Here is a 21,767-nt window from a genome sequence, read left to right as displayed (position 1 = left end):
ATGCACCTCATGCCGGCGCGGTGAAGCGTCCGGTCCTGCACTGGAACGGATAGCCCGCCGCCTCCGCGCCGGCCGCCGCCGCGTCCCGGGCCCGGATCGCGTCCACCAGAGGCGCGTGGTCCATGTACGTCTCCGGCGTCAGCTCCTCGCCGACGTCGGCGCGCAGCCAGTCCCGCAGCACCTCGCCCAGGTCCGCGTACATCGCCGTCATCGCGTCGTTGTGGGACGCGGCCACCACCGCCAGGTGGAACGTGGCGTCCGCCGCGACGAACGCCTCCGCGTCGCCCGACCGCCACGCCTCCTCGCGCCGCAGCAGCAGCGCGTCGAGCTGCTTGAGATCCCTCTCGGTACGCCGCTCGGCGGCCAGCTTCGCCGCGCCCGACTCCAGCGTGGAGCGCAGCTCGGCGATGTGCCGGGGGTCGGCGTCGGCGAAACGGCGGTGCATCACGCCGGCCAGCTCGCTCGTGGCGACGACGTAGGTGCCCGAACCCTGCCGGATGTCCAGCAGGCCGTTGTGCGCCAGTGCGCGGACCGCCTCCCGGACCGTGTTCCGGGCGACGCCGAGCTGCTCGACCAGCTCCGGTTCCGTGGGGATGCGTGAGCCCACCGGCCACTCGCCCGAGGTGATCTGGGTGCGCAGCGCGGCGATGACCTGCTCGGAGAGGGCCGAGCGGCGGGGATGGCTCAGGGGCATGGCACACCTTCGTCCGGACGGAATGGACAGTCAATCATCCTATGATTCTATGATGGGCGACATGGTGAGCGAGGAGACCGAGGAGACACGGACGTCGACGTCCACGACCCTGCCCGCCGCCCGGGGGGCCCGGGCGGCCACGGGCGATCCGATGCGGACGACGGACACGTCCCTGTCCGCGGGCCGGCCGCCCGGTGCGCCCACGCGCGCGTGGCGGACGCGACTGGTCGTGGTGGGCATCGTGCTGGCCGCCCTCAACCTCCGCCCCGCCATCACCAGCCTCGGCGCCCTCCTCGAAGAGGTCCGCGTCGACCTCGGCATGAGCGGCAGCGTCGCCGGCCTGCTCACCTCCGTGCCGCCGCTCTGCTTCGCCGTCTTCGGCCTGGCCGCACCCCGGCTCGCCCGCCGCTTCGGTCCGGGCGCGGTCGTCTGCGCGGGCATGGCCGCCATCGGCGCGGGTCTGCTCATACGGCCCTGGGCCGGCGGCACGGCCGGCTTCCTGGCCGCCAGCGCCCTCGCCCTCATGGGCATCGCCGTCAGCAACGTCCTGATGCCCGCCATCGTCAAGCGCTGGTTCCCCGACCGGGTCGGCTCCATGACCGGGCTGTACTCCATGGCCCTCGCCCTCGGCACCGCGACCGCCGCCGCGGCCACCGTGCCCGTGACCGAGGCGCTCGGCGGCGACTGGCGGTTGGGACTCGCCGTCTGGGCCGCCCTTGCCGCGGCGGCCGTCCTCCCGTGGCTGGCGCTCACACGCGAGCGTGGCGAGGCGACCGCGGCACGCACCGAGGCCGCCACCGGCGGGGCTGCCGGTGGGTTGCGGATGACCCGGAGCCGCACCGCCTGGGCGCTCGCCGTGTTCTTCGGCCTCCAGGCCACCGCCGCCTACATCACCATGGGCTGGATGGCGCAGATCTTCCGCGACGCGGGAGTCTCCGCCGGCACGGCCGGTCTGCTGCTCGCCGTCACCATGGCGATGGGCGTGCCGCTGGCGTTCGTCATCCCGCGCGTGGCGACCCGGCTGCCGCACCAGGGGCCGATCGTCATCGCGCTGGGCCTGTGCGGACTCGTCGGATACGCCGGCCTCTACGTCGCTCCCGCCGGCGGCGCCTGGGCGTGGGCGCTGCTGCTCGGCGTCTCCAACTGCGCGTTTCCGCTGGCGCTCACGATGGTCGGGATGCGCGCCAGGACGGGCGCGGGCGTGGCCCAGCTGTCGGCCTTCGCGCAGAGCACCGGCTACCTGATCTCCATCCCGGGCCCGCTGCTGGTCGGGGTGCTCTATCAGCACAGCGGCGGCTGGGGACTGCCGCTCGCGCTGATGGCGGCGCTCATGGTCCCGCAGATGGCGGTAGGAGTCCTGGCAGGCCGAGACCGCACGGTGGAGGACGAGGCAACCCGCTGACGCGGGGTAGCGGCTCCTCACTGACCTCGGCGACCGCCCCGGTGACACCCGGTTGACCTCTCCCCGCTGACCCGGAGGGCGGCGGCCCCCGCCCGCCGGTCCAGCGACTGGCCGGCTGATCGAGGCGGCGGCCCTGCTTGTGCCGGCGGGCTGCCGCCCCTCGGGCCTGCTGCCGGGCGGCCGCTCCCGCTGGCCCCGACGGACGACCTCCCGGACCCGGACCGCCCCGGCCCGCTAGCCGGCGGCCGCCCCCAGGCCTCCCGAACGGTCGCCCCGCTGCCCACCACGGCCGTCGCAGCCCCCCGGGACCGTTGCCCTGCCGGACGACCCCGCCGAACCGGGCCCCGGTCCCGGCGGATCTTCGGCGTACCCCCGGACGATGCCCACGTGCGCCGGGTGCGAGACTTGGTGCATGCCAGTGCTCGATCCGAACCCCGGGAACGGCCAGAAGAAGATGCTGCTCGTCTTCGGCTCGTTCTTCCTCATCTTTGTGGTCATCGCCGTCATCGCGACGATCGCCTCGCCCTGACGCACCCGCCGCCCACGCCCGGATCGTCCGCACGACGGTGGGGTTAACCCCCCATCCCCTAGGGGGTCAGGGTCAGGGTCAAGTGGGTGGATCACCGGATGGGCCGAGGGCCTCCGCGTCCGTATCTTCGAAGTGTGGCCGCAGGGGGCGGTCCACGGACCACTCGAAGACCAGCGGAGGCACCCATGTCGGCGCACACGCAGACCCGGCCCCACCCGGCCGCCCAGCGCGGCGGCGTCGGCGCCCTGCTGCCCTGGTGGGCGCTCGCCCTGCCCGTCCTCGCCTTCGTCGGCCTGCTCCTGCTGATAATCAATCCCTCCGACGCCCACGCCGCCACGGACGACCCGGTGATCGCACAGCTCGCCGACCACGTGCGGCAACTGCTCGCGCGGTAGGAAAGTCGATCACGCCCCGGGCACACGCCTCACACACCCCGGGTCACCGGTGAAGACCCATGTCAACTCCCTGCGCCACATGGCGTGTTTCATGCGAAGCTGGGAGCCATGAGCGTCGCAGAACCCCGCAGGATCGTCCTCTTCCGGCATGCGAAAGCCGACTGGCCACAGGTGACCGACCACGAGCGGCCGCTCGCGGAGCGGGGCCGCCAGGACGCCGCCGTCGCCGGACGCAAGCTGACCGACACCGGCATCTCCATCGACCTCGCCCTGTGCTCCACCGCGACCCGGACCAGGGAGACCTGGAAGCTCGCCGTCCATGAGTTCCCGCACCGGCCGAAGACCGTCTACGAGGAGCGGATCTACGAGGCCTCCCCGGGCGAGCTGATCGCCGTGCTCAACGAGACCCCGGACGACGTCCGCAACCTCATCCTGGTCGGCCACAACCCCGGCGTCCACGGCCTCGCCGACATCCTCTCCGGCACGTCGGAGGGGGACGCTCGCGAGCGGATGAACGGCCGCGGCTTCCCCGCCGCAGCCTTCGCCGTCGTCTCCTTCGACGGCCCCTGGAAGTCCCTGGAGCCCGGCACGGCCACGCTGCTCGACTACTGGGCGCCCTCGGAGTGAAGATCCCGTGACGGTGACGCGGGGCCCGGCATCCCACCGGGCCCCGGCGACCGGGACTACTCGACGTGCGTGTCCGCCGCCTCCACCTCTTCGCGGGTGACGCCCAGCAGGTACAGGACGGTGTCCAGGAACGGCACGTTCACCGCCGTGTGCGCGGCCTGGCGTACGACGGGCTTCGCGTTGAAGGCGACGCCGAGACCGGCCGCGTTCAGCATGTCCAGGTCGTTCGCGCCGTCACCGATCGCCACCGTCTGGGAGAGCGGCACGCCCGCCTCCGCGGCGAACCGGCGCAGCAATCGCGCCTTGCCCGCGCGGTCCACGATCTCGCCGGTGACCCGGCCGGTCAGCTTGCCGTCGACGATCTCCAGCGTGTTGGCCTGGGCGAAGTCCAGCCCGAGCCGCCCCTTCAGATCGTCGGTGACCTGGGTGAAGCCGCCGGAGACGACGCCCACCTGGTAGCCGAGCCGTTTGAGGGTGCGGATCAGGGTGCGCGCGCCCGGCGTCAGCCGCACCTCGGCGCGCACCTTCTCCACGACCGAGGCGTCCAGTCCCTCCAGCAGCGCCACACGCGCGTGCAGCGACTGCTCGAAGTCGAGCTCGCCGCGCATCGCCGCCGCGGTCACCTCGGCGACCTTGTCCTCACAGCCGGCGTGCGCGGCGAAGAGCTCGATCACCTCGTCCTGGATCAGGGTGGAGTCCACGTCCATCACGATGAGCCGCTGGGCCCGCCGGTGCAGGCCCGCCGCCACCACGGCCACGTCGACGCCGAGCGCCGCCGCCTCGGTGACCAGGGCCGTGCGCAGCGGTTCCGTCTCCACGCCGGACACGGCGAACTCGACTGCGGTGACGGGATACTTGGCGAGCCGGAAGATACGGTCGATGTTGCCGCCCACCTTGGTGATCCGGGCGGCGACAGCGGCCGTCGCCTCCGCCGTCAGCGGATGCCCGAGCACGGTGACGAGGGAGCGGCCGAGGCCACGGGGCCGGTTGTCGCCGATGCCGGAGATGATCTCCGCCTGCATCTTCATCGACTCAGCCCAGCTGTGGACGGTCTTGCGCAGCTCCCCCTCCATCCCCTGCGGCGGCTCGGTCACGAGCGCGCACAGCACCATCCGTCCCCGCGTGACGACCTGCTCGATGTCGACCACGTCGACGGAGTAGGCGGCGAGGGTGTCGAAGAGACCTGCCGTGATGCCCGGCCTGTCCTTGCCGAAAATCTTGACGAGGAGAGTCGGGACGTCGGAGGACGTGATCTGTGAAGCGTTCATGGTGGTATCCACCGTATCCGGGACGCCGTGCCCACCGCCGCCGAGGTCCGCCTGACGGACAGCGAACTCCAGGTGTCGTGCGGGTGACATCGAGTGAGCCCCGGCCGGTCACCGAGGGGCCGCCCCGACCGGTCACCGGTCGGGAGCGGGAGGGGACCGGGGCGGGGGAGGCGGCGGTGGCAGCCGGCAGTCGCCCGGCGAACGTTCCTCGGAGTCGTCCCTCCGCGCCGGCGAACGCGGCGGAGGACCGACGGGCCCGATCACGGTCGGAGCGTTGTGGAGACCGCCCCCCGGACGCGCGTCCCCAGGCTCCCGCATGGGCTCCGGCTCCCGCAGGGTCTCCGGCATCCGCAGATACGGATTCGTCGCCGGGTTGGGCGGCCGGTAAGGCACACCCGGGGTGTATGGCCCGCCCGAACCGCCCGCCGCCGAGCCGCCCCCGCCCGAGCCACCCGCCGCCGAGCCGCCCTCGCCGGCCCCCGGGCCACGCCCACCCCGGTACGGAGGAGCCGCGGTCACCGCCACCTCTCCCCGGGCCGATGCCGACGCCCGTCCACCCGCCGCTCCGGTCGCCCACGCCAGAAGCGCGCCGACGGCTCCCGCCGCCACGCCCCACACCGCGCCGAGAAGCAGCGCAATGCCGAGGCGGCCGTGCAGGTCGAGACCGGCCCCGAAGGCGTCGAAGCCGAGCACCGACAGGGAGGCGTCCACGGACACACCCGTCAGCCAGGCGAGCAGCGGCGACGCCACCGCCGTAGTGGCCCCCAATGGCAGCGCGCACCCCGCGACGAAGCCGGCCAACCCCGGCTCACGGCCGACCGCACCCCTCCGCACCGGAGTCCGCACCGCCGTCAACACCCCCGCCAGCAGCATCATCGCGGCCACAGCGACCCCCAACAGCCAGACGCGGGAGTCCAGTTCGGTCAGGCGTGCGAGCGTCACCGGCTGGTCGGTGTGCACGGCGAGCAAGTCGTCCAGCGGATCCGGCAGCACGTGCGTCAGCGCGCCCGTCGCACGGCCGTCGAAGGGGACGAACAGGCCCAGGCCGACGCCCAGCCACACCCCGTTCGGCGCGCCGAGCACCGCCGCTCCGGCGATCCGCTTCGGATGATCGTCACCGGCCGCCGCGTACGCTGCCGCCGCGAACCCGGCCGCCACGGCGACCAGCAGCACCGTCACGACGGCGGACACCGCGGGCCGCACCACCCGGTGCACCGCCTCCCACCCACGAGGCAGCCGCGTGCGGCGCGAGGCCGGCAGGGCGATCAGCAGCACCCCCGCCGACCAGCCCAGCGCGCCCAGCAGCGTCGGCACGGTGTCGACGCTGAAGCCCACCGCCGCCCGTGCGTCGACGAGATCGCCGAGCCGCTCCGGCAACAGCCCGCCGACACCGCCCAGATCACCGAGATCGCCCAGCCCGGGGACCGTGACGCCGCTCCCGCCGCCCGAGCCCCCACCTCCGCCGGACAGGTCGTCCAGCCCCAGGGACGAGCCGTCGAACGTGATGACGTCGTGCCCCGCCCAGGCCAGCCCGCCCATCGTCGCCACGAACAGCGCGACCACCGACCCCGCCCGCGCCACGAGTTCGGCCGGCGCGATCACGGCTCCCGCCGTGCGCAGCGACCGCAGGAAGAACCACGACAGCAGCAGCGCCCCGACCAGGCTCACGCCCAGTGGCGTGATCTCGATGGCCGTCGTCGCCTGCGCGCCCGTCAGGCCGAACGCGGACACATCGCCCGACGGCTTCACCGAGCCGCCCGCGCCGAGCGCCACGACCGCGGCCGTCATCGGACCCAGCGAGCCCGCCGCGTCCGCCCCCAGCAGACGCAGCCCGAGCGCCGCCGTGCCCGCCATCGCGATCAACGCCCAACTCACCGCGGCGACCGCGCACACCAGCACATCCGCCCAGGGCACGCCCACCTCGCCCCGGCCGCGCCCCCTGTTCCGGCCGTACCCCTCGCCCCGGCGTTTCCCCCCGCCCCGCCCGTTCCCCCCGCGCCGGGCTCCGTCGCTCCCGACTCCGCTGTGGGTACCCATGCAGAACCCCCCGATCCGCGGCGAACCACGGTGTGGCGGCGAAGATCGCCGCTTCCGTCCCCCCTCGCGTGCTTTTACCACTCTCCGGCCCGGTTTCAACCCCGTCAACGGCACCGGCCGTTGCCCGTCCGTGCGGTCTTCACAAGGCCCGACTTTCGGACAGGGGGCACCGCCTGAAATAGTTCCCGACGATGTTCGACATCCCTAGACTCCCTGCGACGGGGGTATCTCGGGGGACTACTCAGTGGGGCGTGGAGTGCCGGAACTCGTACTGGAATTGAACGGACGCACCTGGACGCTCGATCCGTCCAGGAACTACACCCTCGGACGTGATCCGCAGGGCGACATCGTCCTCGACGACGCCAGGGTCTCCTGGCGGCACGCCACGGTCAGCTTCAACGGCCGCGGTTGGGTCCTGGAGGACCACGGCAGCACCAACGGCACGTACGTGCAGGGCCGGCGGGTCCAGCAGGTGGACATCGGCCCCGGCTCGGCGGTGCACCTGGGCAACGCCACCGACGGGCCGCGTCTGAACCTCTCCGGAGCGGCGGACCCCGTCGCCCAGCCTCAACAGCAGCCGTACGCCGCCCAGTCGGCGAACGCCGGCTGGTCCCAGCCGGCCCCGCCCCAGCCGCAGGCCGACTGGCAGCAGCCGCAGCAGCCGCAGCAGCCCGCGCCGCACGTCCCGCAGCAGCCGGGCCCCAGCGAGTCGTACGTGTCCAAGGAGGCCGGCGACGGCGCGGGGGCGCCGCCGGTCTACGGCGACCGCAGCCCGACCACGTTCCACCAGTTCTCCTTCGGCCGTGTCATGCGCATCGGCCGTGCCCTGGAGAACGACCTCGTCGTCTCCGACCTCCAGGTCTCCCGCAACCACGCCGAGTTCCACTCGACGCCCGACGGCCGCATGGAGATCCGCGACCTCGGCTCCCACAACGGCACGTACGTCAACGGCCAGCCGATCGCCAAGGGCGGTTCGCAACTGCTCGGCCCGACCGACGTCGTGGGCGTCGGCCACTCGACGTTCCGGATCGTCGGCGACCGGCTCGAGGAGTTCGTCGACACCGGCGCCGTGTCCTTCTCCGCCCGCCATCTGACCGTCACGGTCGACGGCGGCAAGCAGATTTTGAAGGACGTCTCCTTCGGCGTCCCGGAGAAGTCCCTGGTGGCGGTCATCGGCCCGTCCGGGTCCGGGAAGTCCACGCTGCTCAAGGCGCTGACCGGTTACCGGCCCGCCAACGAGGGCGACGTCCTCTACGACAACCGCAACCTGTACAAGCAGTTCGCGGAGCTGCGCCAGCGCATCGGTCTGGTCCCGCAGGACGACATCCTGCACAAGGAGCTGAGCGTCAAGAAGGCCCTCAAGTACGCGGCCAAGCTGCGCTTCCCGGCCGACACCACGGCCGCCGAGCGCGAGGCCCGCATCGACGAGGTGCTGCGCGAGCTGAAGCTCGACATCCACAAGGAGAAGAAGGTCACCTCCCTCTCCGGCGGCCAGCGCAAGCGTGTCTCGGTGGCCCTGGAACTGCTCACCAAGCCGTCGCTGATCTTCCTGGACGAGCCGACCTCCGGCCTCGACCCGGGCATGGACCGCGATGTCATGAAGCTGCTGCGCGACCTCGCCGACGACGGCCGCACGGTCCTCGTCGTCACCCACTCCGTGGCCGAACTCGCCCTGTGCGACAAGCTGCTGGTGATGGCCCCGGGCGGCGCGGTCGCCTACTTCGGACCGCCCGAGGAGGCGCTGAACTTCTTCGGCTACGACACCTGGGCCGACGTCTTCTCCGCCTTCGAGAACTACCGCGACTACGACTGGGCGGGCCGCTGGAAGGGCTCGCAGCACTACCAGATGTACGCCGCCGACATCGACGCCATCGCGCCGCAGTCCGTACAGGTCCCGCCGATGCAGGCGATGAAGCCGCCGAAGCCGCAGGGCTGGATGTCGCAGTTCGTCACACTGGTGCGCCGCTACACCTCGGTGATCGCCTCCGACAAGGGCTTCCTGGCGCTGATGGTGATCCTTCCGGCGGTCCTCGGCGCGGTGAGCCTGCTGATCGACCCGGACCGGGGGCTGCTGCCCAACCCGGTCAACCCGCGCAGCGGCCGGATCATCCCCAACGGCACGGCCACCACCGTTCTGCTGATCCTCGCGGTCGGGGCGTGCTTCGCCGGCGCGGCCAACTCCGTGCGTGAGCTGATCAAGGAGCGGGTGATCTACGAGCGGGAGCGTGCGACCGGCCTGTCCCGCTCGGCGTACCTGATGTCCAAGGTGTTCGTACTGGGCATGATCACCGTGCTGCAGGGCCTGCTGGTCGGCGTCATCGGCCTGTCCAGCCGGGAGATCCCGCAGGAGGGCCTGGTCCTCGGCAAGCTCACGCTGCTGGAGCTCTCCCTGCCGATCATGGCCCTGGGCTTCACGTCGATGATGTTCGGCCTGATCATCTCGGCGCTGGTGAAGACCGCCGAGAAGACCATGCCGCTGCTGGTGATGTTCGCGATCATCCAGGTCGTCTTCACGGGCTGCCTGTTCGCCCTGCACGGCTCGATCGGCGCCAACGAGTTCTCGTACCTGATGCCGTCGCGCTGGGCGGTCGGCGCCGCGGGCGCCACGCTGGACTTCAACCGGATCAGCCCGCCGGAGACGCCCGGCGACAACGACCCGCTGTGGGAGCACACCGTCGGCGCCTGGAGCCTGGACATGGCCGCCCTGATCGCCCTCGGCGTGATCTGCGGGTTCTTCGTGTCCCGCTTCCTGCGCCGGCACGAGCCCGAGGTCATGCGCAAGTAGCGTCGCCGCGGGCCGCGCCCGTACGACGCCCGAGGGCGGCTCCCCGGTCCGGGGGGCCGCCCTTCCGTGTGTCCGTGTGTCCGTGTGTCCGTAAGGAGGATCAGTACGCGCTGTCGACGTTGTCCATCGAGCCGTACTTGTCGGCCGCGTAGTTGCACGCGGCGGTGATGTTGGCGACCGGGTCGTAGATGTTCCAGGAGGTGCCCGGGACGTGGTAGGCCGCGAAGGTCGGCGGGATCACCTGCAGCAGACCCTTCGACGGGATGCCGTTGATGGCGTTGATGTCCCAGTCGTTGATCGCCCTCGGGTTACCGGAGGACTCGCGCATCACGTTGCGGTGGATGCCGCTGTAGGAGCCGGGGATGCCGTGCTTCTTCATGATGTCGAGCGACTCGCGGATCCAGCCGTCGAGGTTGTTGGAGTAGCTCTTGGCGGCGACCCGCTTGGCGGCGACCTGCTGGACGGCGACGCGCTTCACGGACCGGTTCGCGGCGCGCTCCTCCGCCCTCTCGGCGGCGGCCTTCTTCTTGGCGGCGGCAGCGGCGGCCGCCTCCTTCTTCGCCACGGCGGCAGCAGCGGCGGCCTTCTTCGCGGCCGCCGCGTCAGCAGCCGCCTTTTTCGCGGCCGCCGCGTCCGCGGCCGCCTTCTTCTTCGCCTCGATGGCCTGGACCTTCAGGCTGGCGCCGGCCAGCTGGTCGGTCACACTGGCCTTGACGTCCCGCACCGGCTCGGAGCTGTAGGCGACGTGGGACAGGGGGGCGGCGTCCGTCGTGGTCGTGTGCGCGTCGGCCGGGACCACCGAGAAGGCGATGGCAGCGGCGCCGAGCGTGGCGGCACCGGCGATCGCGATCCTGTGAGTGTTCTTGGGCATGCGGAAGGACCTCTTCGAATAGACGGGAGGTCGCTCTTTCGTCCGACGGCGGACACGGGTGCTTTTCCGGCACGAACGCCGCGGACCGAAATCCGCGGCGCTGAGCGACGAGAGCAATTCTTAGCGGCCGCAAAATCCGGTGGCAAAGGTGTGACGTACGATCCCCGATAGTGGATCAGGGAAGGGCAAAACGGGACAGACCAACACGTCTGTCCCGTTCGGAAGGGGGTGGTTTGTGTCCTATTGACTTTCGTACGTGATGTGCGCCCTATGTGCGGGCTCACATGCCCCCTCGATCGTTCTCACCGGCAGTTGCGCAAGCAATGCTCTGTGTGAGTGTGCGCGACTGCTTCACGCCCCCTCCACGACGCCCGTCCCCGGCAGGAGGAGGTGCACATCGCCGAACTCGTGCCACAGATAGCGTCCCCGCACCGCCTGCGCGTATCCACGCTCCAGCGCGTCCCGCCCCGCCACGGCCTCCAGCATCAGCAGATGCGAGGCCTCAGGCTCGTGCAGCCCGGTCAGCAGAGCGTCCACCGCCCGCACCCCCCGCTCCGGAGTGACGACGAGATCCGTCCACCCCTCACGCGCGCGTACGACCCCGTCCGCCCCGACCGCCGACTCCACGGCCCGCACGGCCGTCGTCCCCACCGCGATCACCCGGCAGCCGGCGGCCCGCGCAGCGCCGATCGCCCGCGCCGACGCCGCGGACACCGCGAACCGCTCCGGATACGGAGGCTCGTGCGCCTCCGCCGAGGCCACCCCCGTGTGCAGCGTCACCGGCGCGAACCCCACACCACGGCTCACCAGCTCCGCCACCAGCCGCGCCGTGAACGGCCGCGCCGCGCTCGGCATCTCCGCACTGCCCGCCCCGTCCGCGGACGGCAACGCGAACACCGTCTGGTGGGCCGACAACGGCTGGTCCCGCTCCGTGTACGCGTACCGGATCGGACGCCCGTGCGCACGCAGCAGCCCCGGCACCGCCCCACCCGACACCCGAGCCCACCACAACCGCCCACTGCCCCCGCTCAGCGGCTCCTCCAGCACCAGCCCCGCACCGCCCGGCAGCCCCACCCGCGCGCCCGCCGGCCCGCCCGCACGCGCACGCGTGGTCCCCTTCCCGTCCGGATCCCGAAGCTCGACCGCCCACCGGCCGTCGTCACCACGGGTGGAGAAGTGCACCACCACGGGCACGGACCCGATCCGCCCGTCCACCGCCGCCGCCAGCGTGGGCGAGGTGTTCACCACCAGCAGATCCCCGGCCCGAAGCACCGACGGCAGCTCACGGAACGCGTGATGCGTCACCTCGGTGCCCCGCGACACCAGCAGCCGTACGTCGTCCCGCTCCCGCCCCGGCCCGCGCCGCTCGGCCGGCACCCGCGCCGACCTCCCCGCCGAGAGCCCGCCCGGCGCCCGCACGGCCGACGGCATCACCGCACCTCCAGCAGCGCCGGCGCCGCGTACCGGCCGCTCGCCGGCCGCTCCTCGACCAGCCGCAGGAAGGCCGGCGCCACATCGCCCGGCTCCGGCCGCGCGTCCCCGTCCCCCGGCACGGCCGCCGCGTACAGGTCGGTCGCCATGTCCCCCGGATCCACCGCCCACACCCGCAGCCCCGGCTCCTCCGCCGCGAGCACCGCCGCGAGCTGATCCAGCGCCGCCTTCGACGCCCCGTAACCGCCCCACGTCGCATACGCCTCGGCCGCCGCGTCCGAACTGACCGCGATCACCGCCCCGGCCGGGGCCGCCCGCAGCAGCGGCAGCGCCTCCTGCACCAGCCCCAGCGCCGCCACCACGTTCACCTCCAGCGCCCGCCGCAACCCGTCCACGGCCAGCTCCTCCAGCCGCACCAGCGGCTCGGCGCCCAGCGCGCTCGCATTGCTCACCAGCAGATCGCAGCCGCCCAGCCCCCGGGCCGCCGCCACCAGCGCCGAACGGTGCCCCGCGTCCACGACGTCCCCCGCGAGCGCCTCCACCCTCGTCCCGTGCACCGCGACCGCCGCCGCCGTCTCCTTCAGCACCTCCGCGGTCCTGGCGTCCAGCACCAGGTCCCACCCCCGCGCGGCCAGCGCCTCGGCCAGCGCCCGCCCCAGCCCCTTCGACGCCCCAGTGATGATCGCTACCGGCATGACAAACCGTCCCCTCGTCCGAACCGCCGCACGGCGGTCCCCTCACGCTAGGAACGGCCCCGCCCCTACCGCCTCGGCCGTCCGACCGGCGTCACCGGGACCCTTCGTCGTACGCCCCGGTGCCCAGACCCCGCGCTCCACGTCCACGAGAGGGGGACCCCGGACCTAGGTCCGCGGCCCTACCCCGGTGCGTCACGGGTCCGATCCGCGGTGTCGCACCCCGCCGGTACCGTGAGGACATGACTCAAGGCCCCCGGTCCGGCCTTGCCGCGGTGAGTTCCGCGCTGCTGGCCATGAGCAGGCACCTGGAGGTGCGCGACGTCCTCAAGACGATCGTCGCCTCCGCCCGTGAGCTGCTCGACGCGCAGTACGCCGCGCTCGGCGTCCCGGACGACCACGGAGGCTTCGCCCAGTTCGTCGTCGACGGCGTCAGCGAGGAGCAGTGGAAGGCCATCGGCCCCCTGCCCCGCCAGCACGGCATCCTCGCCGCCATGCTCCACCAGGCCCGCCCCGAGCGCCTCGCCGACGTCCGCGAGGACCCCCGCTTCGAGGGCTGGCCCGCCGCCCACCCCGACATGTCCGACTTCCTGGGCCTGCCCATCCGTGACGGCGACGAGATCATCGGCGCCCTCTTCCTGGCCAACAAGCTGCGCCCGGAGAACGCGGACTCCCCGCACCGGAAGCCCGAGAGCGGCTGCGGCTTCACCGAGGACGACGAGGAACTCCTCTCCATCCTCGCCCAGCACGCCGCGATCGCCCTCACCAACGCCCGCCTCTACGAGCGCAGCCGCGAACTCACCATCGCCGAGGAACGCTCCCGGCTCGCCCACGAGTTGCACGACGCGGTCAGCCAGAAGCTGTTCTCCCTGCGCCTGACGGCCCAGGCCGCCGCCGCCCTCGTCGACCGCGACCCCTCCCGCGCCAAGGGCGAACTCCAGCAGGTCACCACGCTCGCCGCCGAAGCCGCCGACGAACTGCGCGCCGCCGTCGTGGAGTTGCGCCCCGCCGCACTCGACGAGGACGGCCTCGTCGCCACCCTGCGCACCCACGCCCAGGTCCTCGACCGCGCCCACACCGCGCGCGTCACCTTCACCAGCCGAGACGTCCGCGCCCTCCCCGCCGCACAGGAGGAGGCCCTGCTGCGCGTCGCCCAGGAGGCGCTGCACAACGCCCTGCGCCACTCCGGTGCCGACCACGTCGACGTCACCCTCCACAAACGCGGCCCCGACACGGTGCTGCGCATCACCGACGACGGCAAAGGCTTCGACCCCACCACGGTCCGCCGCGCCGGCCGCCACCTCGGCCTGGTCTCGATGCGGGACCGGGCCGGCGGGATCGGCGGCAGCCTGACGGTGGAATCGGCGCCCGGGAAGGGCACCACGATCGAGATGGAGGCCCCCGGTGGCTGACCCAATCAAGGTGCTGCTCGTCGACGACCACCAGGTCGTCCGCCGGGGACTGCGCACGTTCCTCGAGGTGCAGGACGACATCGAAGTCGTCGGCGAGGCCTCCGACGGCGCCGAAGGCGTCGCCCGCGCCGAGGAGTTGAAGCCCGACGTCGTGCTGATGGACGTCAAGATGCCCGGCATGGACGGCGTGGAGGCGCTGCGCACCCTCCGTGAACTCGCCAACCCCGCACGCGTGTTGATCGTCACCAGCTTCACCGAACAGCGCACGGTGGTCCCCGCCCTGCGCGCCGGCGCCGCCGGATACGTCTACAAGGACGTGGACCCCGACGCGCTGGCCGGCGCGATCCGCTCCGTCCACGCCGGGCACATCCTGCTCCAGCCGGAGGTCGCGGGCGCGCTCCTGTCCCAAGAGGAAGCCAACTCGGGCCAGGGCAGGGGAGGTTCGCTCACCGAGCGGGAGCGGGAGGTGCTGGGCCTGATAGCGGACGGCCGCTCCAACCGCGAGATCGCCCGCGCCCTGGTGCTCTCGGAGAAGACGGTCAAGACCCACGTCTCCAACATCCTGATGAAACTCGACCTCGCCGACCGCACCCAGGCCGCCCTGTGGGCCGTACGCCACGGAGCGGTCGGCTGACACCCGCCCAGCCTGCGGGCAGTCGTGCCGCTGGGGCGATGGGGGAGGGTGGGCGCAGGCGGCACCCCGCCGGGCCCGGCACCCCGGCGGACGCACCCTCACCTCACCCCCACGCCTCCCCGACGGAGTTGTACGCGGCGACCTGCGCCCGCCGGGCCGTCCGCTCCACCGGCCGCAACGCCTCCCCGCGCGCCGCCATCTCGGCAGCGCTCACCGCGCCCCCCTCCCCCCGCTCCTGAGCCAGGGACACCAGCAACGACACCCGCTGCGCCAGCTCCAGCACCCGCACCGCCCGAGGCGGATACCCCGGCGCCAGCACCTCCCGCCCCCGCTCCGCCCGCGCCCGGTACGCGTCGATCGCCGCCTCCGCCACCGGCCCCGACCCCGCCACGTCCAGCCGCGACAGCACAGCCGTCGCCTCCCGCAACGCCTCCGCCAACTCCCGCTCCGCCTCGCCCAGCGACGGAACATCCGCGGGCGGCGCCTCCCGCACCGCGAGGCAGTGCCACACCACCTCCACGTGCACATCGCCCGAGGGCCCGGCCTCGGACACCTCGGGCACCAGCCCGAACGCCGCCCCCTGACACACCACCGCCTCCCGCGCGTCCAGCGCCCGCGCGTTGAACTCCGGCGGCCCGCTCAACCCCAGCGGGTGCCCCGGCGCAGGCAGCGCCAGCCGCAGCCCGCGCACCCCCAGTGCCCGCAGCCGACCCAGCGCCAGCGTGAGCCCGACGGGCGCCGTCTCGCCGGGCAGCCCCTCCACCCGGTGCACCGCGTCCTCCCCGACGATGGCGAGCACGGCGTCGTCCGGCGAGACAAGTCCGGCCAAAAGGGCATTTCCCCAAGCAGCAAGGCGACCAGAGCGCGGTTCCGAAAGCATCCCCCCACCCTAGGGCGTGCTTCGAAAGCCCCGTCTGACTCGCGGCTTCCGGCACACGCGCTCGCCGCGTGGTCGGGATTGCCCTCGTACACCCGGTACGAGGGCGCCCCTCCGCCTTGCGATCACACGCACCGGACGCCGCGAGCCCCGCCCTCCGGGCGGACGACGCCGCTTTCGAAGCACGCCCAGGCGCACTGATCGAAACCCATCCCGGCGTCGCCCGCAACCGTCGGAAGGGCCCAAGGACCGGACCGAGGGGACGGGTCCCCCGACCGGTGGCGTAGATTTTCCCGGAGGGCCGCGCCCACCCGCGCGCGGCGGTCCGAGCCACAGGCGTACGCGACGACCGAGTCCGGCCACACTGCAAGGGGAGACAACGCGCTCATGAGCGATGTTCTGGAGCTTCAGGACGTATCCGTGGTCCGTGAGGGCCGGGCTCTCGTGGACCAGGTCTCCTGGTCGGTCAAGGAGGGCGAGCGCTGGGTCATCCTCGGCCCCAACGGAGCCGGCAAGACGACCCTGCTGAACGTCGCCTCCAGCTACCTCTACCCGAGCAAGGGCACCGCCACCATCCTCGGCGAGACCCTCGGCACCCCCGGCACCGACGTCTTCGAGCTGCGCCCCCGCATCGGCATGGCCGGCATCGCCATGGCCGACAAGCTGCCCAAGAGCCAGACCGTCCTGCAGACCGTCCTCACCGCCGCCTACGGCATGACGGCCGGCTGGCAGGAGGAGTACGAGGCCGTCGACGAGCAGCGCGCCCGCGCCTTCCTCGACCGCCTCGGCATGAGCGACTACCTGGAGCGCAGGTTCGGCACCCTCTCCGAGGGCGAACGCAAGCGCGCCCTCATCGCCCGCGCCCTGATGACCGACCCCGAGCTGCTCCTCCTCGACGAGCCCGCCGCCGGCCTCGACCTCGGCGGCCGCGAGGACCTCGTACGCCGCCTCGGCCGCCTCGCCCGCGACCCCATCGCCCCCTCGATGATCATGGTCACGCACCACGTCGAGGAGATCGCCCCCGGCTTCACCCACGTCCTCATGATCCGCCAGGGCAAGGTCCTCGCCGCCGGCCCGGTCGAGCTGGAGCTCACCTCCCGCAACCTCTCCCACTGCTTCGGCCTGCCCCTCGTCGTGGAACAGGTCGGCGACCGCTGGACCGCCCAGGGCCTCCCGATGTCCTGACCCCGCCCCCGCGGACGGCACATCCCGGCGACCGCCCCCTTTCGCGCCCTGTCGGCAGCGGGACCCTCGGTCCTACGATGAACGCGTGGACGACATCGACGCGTGGGTGTGGTGGCTCGTCGGCGCGGCAGCGCTGGGCATTCCTCTCGTGGTGACCGCCATGCCGGAGTTCGGCATGTTCGCGGCCGGCGCCGTCGCGGCCGCGGTCGCCGCGGGACTCGGCTTCGGCGCCGTCACCCAAGTCCTCGTGTTCGTCGCGGTGTCCGTCGCCCTCATCGCCGTCGTCCGCCCCATCGCGAACCGGCACCGCACCCAGCGCCCCCAATTCGCCACCGGAGTGGACGCGTTGCGCGGAAAGCAAGCAGTCGTCCTGGAACGCGTCGACGGCTCGGGCGGACGCGTCAAGCTCGCCGGGGAGGTCTGGTCGGCCCGCGCGCTCGACACGGACCGCGCCTACGAGGTCGGACAGGAGGTCGACGTCGTGGAGATCGAGGGGGCCACGGCGATCGTCATCTGACCCCGTACTCCGGCCCCGCACAGCTGACCTTGCACAACTCCCGCACGACGTAAGTGAACCGAACGGCCCACGAGCCACACGACGGTCTGTCAGACTCGACCAGCAAGATCTTCGACAAGCATAAGATCTTCCAGAAGCGCCGAGGCGGAGAAGGGTACGGGGAACGCGATGGAACCGGTCATCATCGTCCTGATCATCCTGGTGGTGTTGGTCTTCATCGCCCTGATCAAGACGATCCAGGTCATCCCGCAGGCGAGCGCCGCCATCGTCGAGCGCTTCGGCCGCTACACGCGGACGCTCAACGCGGGCCTCAACATCGTCGTCCCGTTCATCGACACCATCCGCAACCGCATCGACCTGCGCGAACAGGTCGTGCCCTTCCCGCCCCAGCCGGTGATCACCCAGGACAACCTGGTCGTCAACATCGACACGGTCATCTACTACCAGGTCACCGACGCCCGGGCCGCCACCTACGAAGTCGCCAGCTACATCCAGGCGATCGAGCAGCTCACCGTCACCACCCTGCGCAACATCATCGGCGGCATGGACCTCGAGCGCACCCTGACCTCCCGCGAGGAGATCAACGCGGCCCTGCGCGGCGTCCTCGACGAAGCGACCGGCAAGTGGGGCATCCGCGTCAACCGCGTCGAGCTCAAGGCCATCGAACCGCCCACCTCCATCCAGGACTCGATGGAGAAGCAGATGCGCGCCGACCGCGACAAGCGCGCCGCGATCCTCACCGCCGAAGGCACCCGCCAGGCGGCCATCCTCACCGCCGAGGGCGAGAAGCAGTCCCAGATCCTGCGCGCGGAGGGCGAGGCCAAGGCCGCCGCCCTGCGCGCCGAAGGCGAAGCCCAGGCCGTCCGCACGGTCTTCGAGGCCATCCACGCCGGCGACCCGGACCAGAAGCTCCTCTCCTACCAGTACCTCCAGATGCTCCCGAAGATCGCCGAGGGCGACGCCAACAAGCTCTGGATCGTCCCCAGCGAGATCGGCGACGCCCTCAAGGGCCTCTCCGGCGCCATGGGCAACTTCGGCAACCTCGGCGGCAATTCGAGCAGCGGCACCAACGGCGGCAGCACCGAGAAGCGCATCCCGGAACGCCGCGAGAAGCCGTCGATCGACTGACGGCACCCCACCTCAGGGCCCCCAGGGAGACATGCCTAGGCCGCGTCCACGGACAGCCACTCCGGCAACGCGGCCAGGTCCTCCTGCCCCAGCGCCAGCAACATCGCGTCCTGCGGCGAGGGTTCGAACGGCTCCCGCAGCAACGGCATCCCCGCCTGCTCCGGAGTCCGGTCCGCCTTACGGTGGTTGTCCTCCGCGCACGAGGCGACCGTGTTCAGCCACGAGTCCCGCCCGCCCTGCGCCCGCGGCACCACGTGGTCCACGGTCGTCGCCCGCCGCCCGCAGTACGCGCACCGGTGCCGGTCCCTGACCAGCACACCCCGCCTCGACCAAGGAGCTTGTCTTCGGAACGGCACCCGTACGAACCTGCACAGCCGGATCACCCGGGGCGCCGGTATGTCGACCGCGGCTCCCCGCATCCGCAGTTCGGGGTGGGCCTGCTCGACGACAGCCTTGTCCTGAAGCACGAGAACGACGGCTCGGTTCAACGTCACCGTCGACAGCGGCTCGAAGCTCGCGTTCAGTACCAGCGTGTCCCGCATACCAGCCCACCTCCTGTGTGCACCGGCCCACCCCCTGGCGGGCTGGGATCAACTCTGGCCGGGCACGCCGAGATGGACAACGCAATATCTGCTGCTCCGAAGCGGGGTGACCCCCGCGACCCCCGGCAACAAAAATGCCCGCCCCTGATCAATTCCAAGACCAGAGGCGGGCAAACGTTGAATGAACGATGACGAGGTCAGTTCCCGGCGGAAACCTCGTACTCACCGATCAGCTGCGCCCGCGCGAGCGTGTGGAAGCGCAGGTTGAAGCCGACCGCGGCCGGTGACGCGTCGGAGTCCGGCCCCAGCTTCTCCTGGTCCACCGCGTACACCGTGAACACATACCGGTGCGGACCGTCCCCGGGCGGCGGAGCGGCCCCCACGAACTCCTTGGTCCCGGCGTCGTTGCGCGCGTGCACGGCACCCTCCGGCAGCCCCTCGAACTTCCCGCTGCCCGCACCGACCGGCAGCTCCGTCACCGAGGCCGGAAGATCGAAGACCACCCAGTGCCAGAACCCGCTCCCCGTCGGAGCGTCGGGGTCGTAGCAGGTCACGGCGAAGCTCTTGGTCTCCGGCGGAAAGCCCTCCCACCGCAGGTGCGGCGAGGTGTTCCCCGCCGCCTGGACCTGAGCACTCCTGAGCGTCGCCCCCTCCACGACGTCGTCGCTCGTCACCGTGAACGACGGCACGGGCGGATGGAAGTCGTGGGGCAGCGGCCGCCGCTTGAGCTCGGTCACCTCGGTACCTCCTGAATCGGTTCTGGAGTCAGTAGTTCCGTTCCGTGCCGAGCCTAGAACAGGCTAGAACCAGTTTCGCTTGCTGCCGACCTCGGAGAGCCACTGGTTGAGGTACGCCGCCCAGTCGGTCCCCTGGTAGTCGTGCAGCCCCACCTGGAAGGAACGGAACGTGTCGCTGCCCTCGCTGAACAGCCCGGGCTTCTTGTCCATCTCCAGCACGACGTCCATGGCGTGCGCGTCGGCCACGAAGCTCAGCTCGACCTGGTTCAGCCCGCGGTACTGCGCCGGCGGGTAGAACTCGATCTCCTGGTAGAAGGGCAGCTTCTGCCGGGTACCCCGGATGACGCCGCGCTCGAGGTCCGCGCTCTTGAAACGGAAGCCCAGCTGGATGAAAGCGTCCAGGATCGCCTTCTGCGCCGGGAGCGGGTGCACGTTGATCGGGTCCAGGTCACCGGAGTCCACGGCCCGGGCGATCTCCAGCTCGGTCGTCACCCCGACGTTCATCCCGCGCAACGCCTGACCGTCGATCATCGTGACCGGCGTCTCCCACGGGATCTCCAGCCCGAACGGCACCGCGTGCACCGCGCCCGCCTGCAGCTCGAACGCCCCGCCCAGCCGCTGCTTGGTGAACTCGATGTCCTGCTTGTACTCCTGGTCGCCGCTCTCCACCTCGACCTTGGCCTGCAGACCGACCGACAGCCCCTCGATCTGCTGGTTGACGGAGCCGCCCTGGATGCGCACCTCGCCCTGGACGACGCCACCCGGGACGACGTTGGCCTCGGTCAGCACCGTCTCCACCGAAGCACCGCCGGCTCCGAGACTCGCGAGCAGCTTCTTGAACGCCATGACTCTCCCTCTACGACCTACGACCTCTGTGACGGGATCCCTGATCCCTACAAACGCGATCCGGCCGCGGCCGGTTCCGCGATCCCACCCTCGCAAGCCGAGTGCCCGCTGACCACCCCCGACGCACCCACCCGGCTGCACTACGCTCGGAGGGCATGATCGCGACCCCCGACCGTACGCCCCTGCCCCGGTCCTTCTTCGACCGCCCCGTCCTGGAAGTCGCCCCCGACCTCCTCGGCCGCCTCCTCGTCCGCACGACCCCGGACGGTCCGATCACCCTGCGCCTCACGGAGGTCGAGGCCTATGACGGCCCGAACGACCCCGGCTCACACGCCTATCGCGGCCGCACGGCCCGCAACGACACGATGTTCGGCCCGCCCGGACACGTGTACGTCTACTTCACCTACGGCATGTGGCACTGCATGAACCTCGTGTGCGGTCCCGAGGGGCGGGCGAGCGCGGTCCTGCTTCGTGCCGGCGAGATCGTCGAGGGGGCCGAGCCGGCGCGCAAACGTCGCCTCTCGGCCCGCAACGACAGTGAACTCGCCAAAGGTCCCGCCCGCCTGGCGACCGCTCTGGACGTCGACCGGTCCCTCGACGGCACGGACGCCTGCACCGTCGGGGACACCCCCTTGCGCGTCCTGGCGGGTACGCCCCTTGCGTCCGACCAGGTGCGCAACGGCCCCCGCACCGGAGTCTCCGGCGAAGGGGCCGTGCACCCCTGGCGCTACTGGGCAGCTGACGACCCGACGGTGAGCCCTTACCGGGCCCATGTACCGAGGCGTCGGCGAAGTTGACTCGCCTCGGGTCGGGGCGTAACGTAGCCCGAGCCGCTTGACCGGTTACGGCGTTCGCCAGTGACTGGAAGCGGCCAACCCACTACCTACGACGCCCCTCAGCGGGGTCGAATTCGTCATGTCCGCATGCCTGAATTCGAATCTCGAATGACTCGATTATGAGTTGGCGAGGGGATCGGCTAGCGTAGTGAATGTCGAAAGGCCGACAGGCGAAAGCCGGAAGCCCGAAGACAAACCCGCCGACCGGGAATCGGACGCCGAAAGGGTCTGATAGAGTCGGAAACGCAAGACCGAAGGGAAGCGCCCGGAGGAAAGCCTGAGAGAGTCTCTCGGGTGAGTACAAAGGAAGCGTCCGTTCCTT

21 protein-coding genes are annotated in these 21,767 nt (G+C 71.7%); 11 read left to right on the top strand and 10 right to left on the bottom strand.

Going from position 1 to position 21,767, the window contains the following annotated elements; translation table 11 throughout:
• Positions 1 to 7: 7 nt before the first annotated feature.
• Positions 8 to 694 (bottom strand): FadR/GntR family transcriptional regulator, encoded by a 687-nt coding sequence (locus ACIOC0_RS25115; protein WP_402157709.1) that lies wholly within the window; start codon positions 692 to 694, stop codon positions 8 to 10.
• 52 nt (positions 695 to 746) lie between these two features.
• On the opposite strand from ACIOC0_RS25115, the gene ACIOC0_RS25110 reads away from it, so the two are divergent.
• The 4 genes from ACIOC0_RS25110 to ACIOC0_RS25095 all read left to right on the top strand — a co-directional run bounded on the left by ACIOC0_RS25110 (position 747) and on the right by ACIOC0_RS25095 (position 3,647).
• Complete coding sequence (locus tag ACIOC0_RS25110) at positions 747 to 2,096, top strand: CynX/NimT family MFS transporter (protein ID WP_402157708.1); 1,350 nt, start codon at positions 747 to 749, stop codon at positions 2,094 to 2,096.
• A 412-nt stretch (positions 2,097 to 2,508) separates the two neighbouring features.
• Complete coding sequence (locus ACIOC0_RS25105; RefSeq protein ID WP_278044734.1) at positions 2,509 to 2,625, top strand: SGM_5486 family transporter-associated protein; 117 nt, start codon at positions 2,509 to 2,511, stop codon at positions 2,623 to 2,625.
• Positions 2,626 to 2,810: 185 nt separating this feature from the next.
• Positions 2,811 to 3,020: a hypothetical protein gene (locus ACIOC0_RS25100; RefSeq protein WP_352247686.1), complete on the top strand. Its 210-nt coding sequence runs from the start codon at positions 2,811 to 2,813 to the stop codon at positions 3,018 to 3,020.
• Between the two features lie 108 nt (positions 3,021 to 3,128).
• Complete coding sequence (locus ACIOC0_RS25095) at positions 3,129 to 3,647, top strand: SixA phosphatase family protein (RefSeq protein ID WP_402157706.1); 519 nt, start codon at positions 3,129 to 3,131, stop codon at positions 3,645 to 3,647.
• 56 nt (positions 3,648 to 3,703) lie between these two features.
• Here the strand turns inward: ACIOC0_RS25095 and serB are convergent, their stop codons facing one another.
• Positions 3,704 to 4,915, bottom strand: coding sequence for a phosphoserine phosphatase SerB (serB, locus tag ACIOC0_RS25090; RefSeq protein ID WP_402157705.1), 1,212 nt, complete (start codon positions 4,913 to 4,915; stop codon positions 3,704 to 3,706).
• 132 nt (positions 4,916 to 5,047) lie between these two features.
• Positions 5,048 to 6,829, bottom strand: a complete 1,782-nt coding sequence (locus ACIOC0_RS25085; protein ID WP_402157704.1) for a streptophobe family protein — start codon at positions 6,827 to 6,829, stop codon at positions 5,048 to 5,050.
• A 379-nt stretch (positions 6,830 to 7,208) separates the two neighbouring features.
• Between ACIOC0_RS25085 and ACIOC0_RS25080 the strand changes: the two genes are divergently transcribed.
• Positions 7,209 to 9,737, top strand: a complete 2,529-nt coding sequence (locus tag ACIOC0_RS25080) for an FHA domain-containing protein (RefSeq protein WP_402157702.1) — start codon at positions 7,209 to 7,211, stop codon at positions 9,735 to 9,737.
• Positions 9,738 to 9,837: 100 nt separating this feature from the next.
• On the opposite strand, the gene ACIOC0_RS25075 is transcribed toward ACIOC0_RS25080, so the two are convergent.
• The 3 genes from ACIOC0_RS25075 to ACIOC0_RS25065 all read right to left on the bottom strand — a co-directional run bounded on the left by ACIOC0_RS25075 (position 9,838) and on the right by ACIOC0_RS25065 (position 12,734).
• The gene (locus ACIOC0_RS25075) at positions 9,838 to 10,608 is read right to left on the bottom strand and encodes a transglycosylase SLT domain-containing protein (protein WP_402157700.1); all 771 of its coding nucleotides are present in this window, start codon (positions 10,606 to 10,608) and stop codon (positions 9,838 to 9,840) included.
• Positions 10,609 to 10,959: 351 nt separating this feature from the next.
• Positions 10,960 to 12,039: an S-adenosylmethionine:tRNA ribosyltransferase-isomerase gene (locus tag ACIOC0_RS25070; RefSeq protein WP_402157698.1), complete on the bottom strand. Its 1,080-nt coding sequence runs from the start codon at positions 12,037 to 12,039 to the stop codon at positions 10,960 to 10,962.
• Complete coding sequence (locus tag ACIOC0_RS25065; protein ID WP_402157696.1) at positions 12,039 to 12,734, bottom strand: SDR family NAD(P)-dependent oxidoreductase; 696 nt, start codon at positions 12,732 to 12,734, stop codon at positions 12,039 to 12,041. Before ACIOC0_RS25065 ends, ACIOC0_RS25070 begins: the two co-directional genes overlap by 1 nt.
• 239 nt (positions 12,735 to 12,973) lie before the next feature.
• Here ACIOC0_RS25065 and ACIOC0_RS25060 point away from each other — a divergent pair, with 239 nt between their 5' ends.
• Both ACIOC0_RS25060 and ACIOC0_RS25055 read left to right on the top strand, forming a co-directional pair.
• Positions 12,974 to 14,143 (top strand): GAF domain-containing sensor histidine kinase, encoded by a 1,170-nt coding sequence (locus ACIOC0_RS25060; protein WP_402157694.1) that lies wholly within the window; start codon positions 12,974 to 12,976, stop codon positions 14,141 to 14,143.
• On the top strand, positions 14,136 to 14,777 hold the full coding sequence (locus ACIOC0_RS25055) for a response regulator (RefSeq protein WP_402157691.1): 642 nt from the start codon (positions 14,136 to 14,138) through the stop codon (positions 14,775 to 14,777). Before ACIOC0_RS25060 ends, ACIOC0_RS25055 begins: the two co-directional genes overlap by 8 nt.
• A gap of 103 nt (positions 14,778 to 14,880) precedes the next feature.
• On the opposite strand, the gene ACIOC0_RS25050 is transcribed toward ACIOC0_RS25055, so the two are convergent.
• Positions 14,881 to 15,657, bottom strand: coding sequence for a hypothetical protein (locus tag ACIOC0_RS25050; RefSeq protein WP_402157689.1), 777 nt, complete (start codon positions 15,655 to 15,657; stop codon positions 14,881 to 14,883).
• A gap of 384 nt (positions 15,658 to 16,041) precedes the next feature.
• On the opposite strand from ACIOC0_RS25050, the gene ACIOC0_RS25045 reads away from it, so the two are divergent.
• The 3 genes from ACIOC0_RS25045 to ACIOC0_RS25035 all read left to right on the top strand — a co-directional run bounded on the left by ACIOC0_RS25045 (position 16,042) and on the right by ACIOC0_RS25035 (position 18,484).
• The gene (locus ACIOC0_RS25045) at positions 16,042 to 16,839 is read left to right on the top strand and encodes an ABC transporter ATP-binding protein (RefSeq protein ID WP_130437493.1); all 798 of its coding nucleotides are present in this window, start codon (positions 16,042 to 16,044) and stop codon (positions 16,837 to 16,839) included.
• A gap of 85 nt (positions 16,840 to 16,924) precedes the next feature.
• Positions 16,925 to 17,356: an NfeD family protein gene (locus ACIOC0_RS25040; protein ID WP_130437494.1), complete on the top strand. Its 432-nt coding sequence runs from the start codon at positions 16,925 to 16,927 to the stop codon at positions 17,354 to 17,356.
• Between the two features lie 168 nt (positions 17,357 to 17,524).
• Positions 17,525 to 18,484: an SPFH domain-containing protein gene (locus ACIOC0_RS25035; protein ID WP_402157687.1), complete on the top strand. Its 960-nt coding sequence runs from the start codon at positions 17,525 to 17,527 to the stop codon at positions 18,482 to 18,484.
• A 35-nt stretch (positions 18,485 to 18,519) separates the two neighbouring features.
• Here ACIOC0_RS25035 and ACIOC0_RS25030 read toward each other — a convergent pair whose 3' ends face one another.
• The 3 genes from ACIOC0_RS25030 to ACIOC0_RS25020 form a co-directional block, all read right to left on the bottom strand.
• Positions 18,520 to 19,026 (bottom strand): HNH endonuclease, encoded by a 507-nt coding sequence (locus ACIOC0_RS25030; RefSeq protein ID WP_130437496.1) that lies wholly within the window; start codon positions 19,024 to 19,026, stop codon positions 18,520 to 18,522.
• A 197-nt stretch (positions 19,027 to 19,223) separates the two neighbouring features.
• Positions 19,224 to 19,763, bottom strand: coding sequence for a YbhB/YbcL family Raf kinase inhibitor-like protein (locus ACIOC0_RS25025; RefSeq protein ID WP_402157686.1), 540 nt, complete (start codon positions 19,761 to 19,763; stop codon positions 19,224 to 19,226).
• A 63-nt stretch (positions 19,764 to 19,826) separates the two neighbouring features.
• Positions 19,827 to 20,609 carry a sporulation protein gene (locus tag ACIOC0_RS25020; protein ID WP_402157685.1) on the bottom strand — a complete coding sequence of 261 codons (783 nt, stop codon included), beginning with the start codon at positions 20,607 to 20,609 and terminating at the stop codon, positions 19,827 to 19,829.
• Positions 20,610 to 20,764: 155 nt separating this feature from the next.
• On the opposite strand from ACIOC0_RS25020, the gene ACIOC0_RS25015 reads away from it, so the two are divergent.
• Positions 20,765 to 21,406 (top strand): DNA-3-methyladenine glycosylase, encoded by a 642-nt coding sequence (locus ACIOC0_RS25015; protein ID WP_402157684.1) that lies wholly within the window; start codon positions 20,765 to 20,767, stop codon positions 21,404 to 21,406.
• Positions 21,407 to 21,767 lie beyond the last annotated feature (361 nt).

The organism is Streptomyces sp. NPDC088254, assembly GCF_044740925.1.
GTDB lineage: Bacteria > Actinomycetota > Actinomycetes > Streptomycetales > Streptomycetaceae > Streptomyces.
Note: the sequence above shows the minus strand (reverse complement) of the source record. Positions and strands in the feature narration are given on the sequence as shown.

What these genes read in the sequence shown, in the direction of transcription:
- ACIOC0_RS25035 (WP_402157687.1), top strand. Translation starts at nt 17,525, where the DNA reads ATGGAACCGGTCATCATCGTCCTGATCATCCTGGTGGTGTTGGTCTTC.
- ACIOC0_RS25045 (WP_130437493.1), top strand. Translation starts at nt 16,042, where the DNA reads ATGAGCGATGTTCTGGAGCTTCAGGACGTATCCGTGGTCCGTGAGGGC.
- ACIOC0_RS25075 (WP_402157700.1), bottom strand. Translation starts at nt 10,608, where the DNA reads ATGCCCAAGAACACTCACAGGATCGCGATCGCCGGTGCCGCCACGCTC.
- ACIOC0_RS25060 (WP_402157694.1), top strand. Translation starts at nt 12,974, where the DNA reads ATGACTCAAGGCCCCCGGTCCGGCCTTGCCGCGGTGAGTTCCGCGCTG.
- ACIOC0_RS25020 (WP_402157685.1), bottom strand. Translation starts at nt 20,609, where the DNA reads ATGGCGTTCAAGAAGCTGCTCGCGAGTCTCGGAGCCGGCGGTGCTTCG.
- ACIOC0_RS25050 (WP_402157689.1), bottom strand. Translation starts at nt 15,657, where the DNA reads ATGCTTTCGGAACCGCGCTCTGGTCGCCTTGCTGCTTGGGGAAATGCC.
- ACIOC0_RS25015 (WP_402157684.1), top strand. Translation starts at nt 20,765, where the DNA reads ATGATCGCGACCCCCGACCGTACGCCCCTGCCCCGGTCCTTCTTCGAC.
- ACIOC0_RS25030 (WP_130437496.1), bottom strand. Translation starts at nt 19,026, where the DNA reads ATGCGGGACACGCTGGTACTGAACGCGAGCTTCGAGCCGCTGTCGACG.
- ACIOC0_RS25070 (WP_402157698.1), bottom strand. Translation starts at nt 12,039, where the DNA reads ATGCCGTCGGCCGTGCGGGCGCCGGGCGGGCTCTCGGCGGGGAGGTCG.
- ACIOC0_RS25095 (WP_402157706.1), top strand. Translation starts at nt 3,129, where the DNA reads ATGAGCGTCGCAGAACCCCGCAGGATCGTCCTCTTCCGGCATGCGAAA.
- ACIOC0_RS25100 (WP_352247686.1), top strand. Translation starts at nt 2,811, where the DNA reads ATGTCGGCGCACACGCAGACCCGGCCCCACCCGGCCGCCCAGCGCGGC.
- ACIOC0_RS25110 (WP_402157708.1), top strand. Translation starts at nt 747, where the DNA reads ATGGGCGACATGGTGAGCGAGGAGACCGAGGAGACACGGACGTCGACG.
- serB (WP_402157705.1), bottom strand. Translation starts at nt 4,915, where the DNA reads ATGAACGCTTCACAGATCACGTCCTCCGACGTCCCGACTCTCCTCGTC.
- ACIOC0_RS25065 (WP_402157696.1), bottom strand. Translation starts at nt 12,734, where the DNA reads ATGCCGGTAGCGATCATCACTGGGGCGTCGAAGGGGCTGGGGCGGGCG.
- ACIOC0_RS25115 (WP_402157709.1), bottom strand. Translation starts at nt 694, where the DNA reads ATGCCCCTGAGCCATCCCCGCCGCTCGGCCCTCTCCGAGCAGGTCATC.
- ACIOC0_RS25105 (WP_278044734.1), top strand. Translation starts at nt 2,509, where the DNA reads ATGCCAGTGCTCGATCCGAACCCCGGGAACGGCCAGAAGAAGATGCTG.